This window comes from Sulfolobus sp. B1 (genome assembly GCF_007050195.1).
Taxonomy (GTDB): domain Archaea; phylum Thermoproteota; class Thermoprotei_A; order Sulfolobales; family Sulfolobaceae; genus Saccharolobus.
In genome coordinates, this window is record NZ_QIMI01000223.1 from 1 (window position 1) to 1,674 (window position 1,674).

Here is a 1,674-nt window from a genome sequence, read left to right on the forward strand (position 1 = left end):
CATTAATCTTCAACACTACTAAAATAGCCAAAATCTTGAACACACTGGGTGTGGAGTACGTTGTATTACCTGAAAATAATAGTGTTGTTAAGTATTTTGAGAGCCAGGATAATATGAGCCTAGTATTTAATAATACATATTACTTAATATTTAGGAACCAAGATTTCACGTATTATTTAAATTCGCCAATATACCTTATATTCAATTATCCAGAAGGTTTACAAGAAATAATTGATATGAATTTAACCCCAAATGTTTTGCCTCCTTACTTGCTTGTAAACGGGTCATATGTTGGAGGATATATTGGTAATACTACTGCTGATGAATTAGTGTTTTATGCGATAAAAAACAATATCGCCCCTCTTCATTTTCGTTTAGAGCACCTAGATTTCCCTTCAAATTTCACCGATACTATTGATCTAAACGTATATGATATTGGCATAACGAATACTTATGTTAATGCACCCATAATTAGTGTTTCTTCACCATCACTATTGCATAAGGAAATAAAAGAAGGTTATTACTACGTGGTGATCTCTTTCGTCTCCTATCCTGGAAGCGGCGATTTCGTTGTAGGAAATGGGACATATAATCTTTCAATTTCAGCTTCCGGAAAGGTTTCGCTTAACTTCACTTACTTAGGCAAGATGTATTTTAGTAAAAACTTTTACTTGTATTACGTTGGTCATAACATAGCCTATTTCTTGAATATTTGGCTAATCCCTATAACTATTAAAGGAAGCTACGTGACCAAGAATATAACCACAATTCCTTATCCCTATTCCCCTTTTGGTAGAGTTATACCAAACCAAAATGAATTTAACCCTACGACGATAGCTTTGATAACTAACACCTTGTCCTTCTTCCTAGTTATATTCATCTCCTTACTAAATAGGATAAGAGCAAAAAGGTTAACCTAATTTTTAACAACATTTTATACGATCATTTAATTTCCGTTAGAGTAATCAGAGATATGGATAAGTATTTGTTAGCATTGTTAGGAGAAGCAGGAGCTACAGGGCTTGCTAAAGGGTACTCTATAAGATACTCCTTTTTTAAAGAAGCTTATGAGAATGAGAAAAGGCATTGGGAGTATTTTAAAAGATACAGGAGATCCTTGTTAGAAGGTCCAATATATGTTATTTTTTTAGTATTGGGAGTACTCACATCACTTTTAGGAATGAGCGCTGTTAAGAAAATGAATGAAATTGTAGAGAAGGGAGCGATTGACTTTTATGTTAAAAATTTTGATGTTGAAAAAGATGTCGAAATAAAGGAAATATTAAGGGATGAAATGAAACATCTAGAGTACTCTATCTAACTTCCTCACTCCACTAAAGTTCTCTCTGCGGTTCATTGTTTTTCCCCTCTCATTTTAGAGGCAGTCAAGAACCCATCTCAACAATATTAACTTTTAAGAAACTTTTTCCATCCCCGCCCTGCGAGACTTTCATCACCTTGCAATTTGTCGTATATACATATAAGTACGACGCGTAAAGTTTTTTATATAAAAAAGTTAGTGTTACTATTGATGCCTGTTATAACTATAAGAATTGATGAAGAGCTTAAGAGAAAAATGGATGAATTAAGTTATATAAATTGGAGCGAGATAATAAGAAGGAGTATAATCAATGTAATAGAAGAAGAGGAGAAAAAGAAAAAGAAGAAAGACGT

Annotated in this window: 1 protein-coding gene and 1 pseudogene; both read left to right on the top strand. The window is 33.0% G+C overall.

The window, feature by feature from the left end:
- Positions 1–920, top strand: a pseudogene (locus tag DMP16_RS09650) (hypothetical protein); the annotation flags it as partial.
- A 53-nt stretch (positions 921–973) separates the two neighbouring features.
- On the top strand, positions 974–1,321 hold the full coding sequence (locus DMP16_RS09655; RefSeq protein WP_069283775.1) for a hypothetical protein: 348 nt from the start codon (positions 974–976) through the stop codon (positions 1,319–1,321).
- Positions 1,322–1,674: the final 353 nt, after the last annotated feature.

Coding starts and splice junctions, on each gene's coding strand:
- DMP16_RS09655 (WP_069283775.1), top strand. CDS start 974: ATGGATAAGTATTTGTTAGCATTGTTAGGAGAAGCAGGAGCTACAGGG.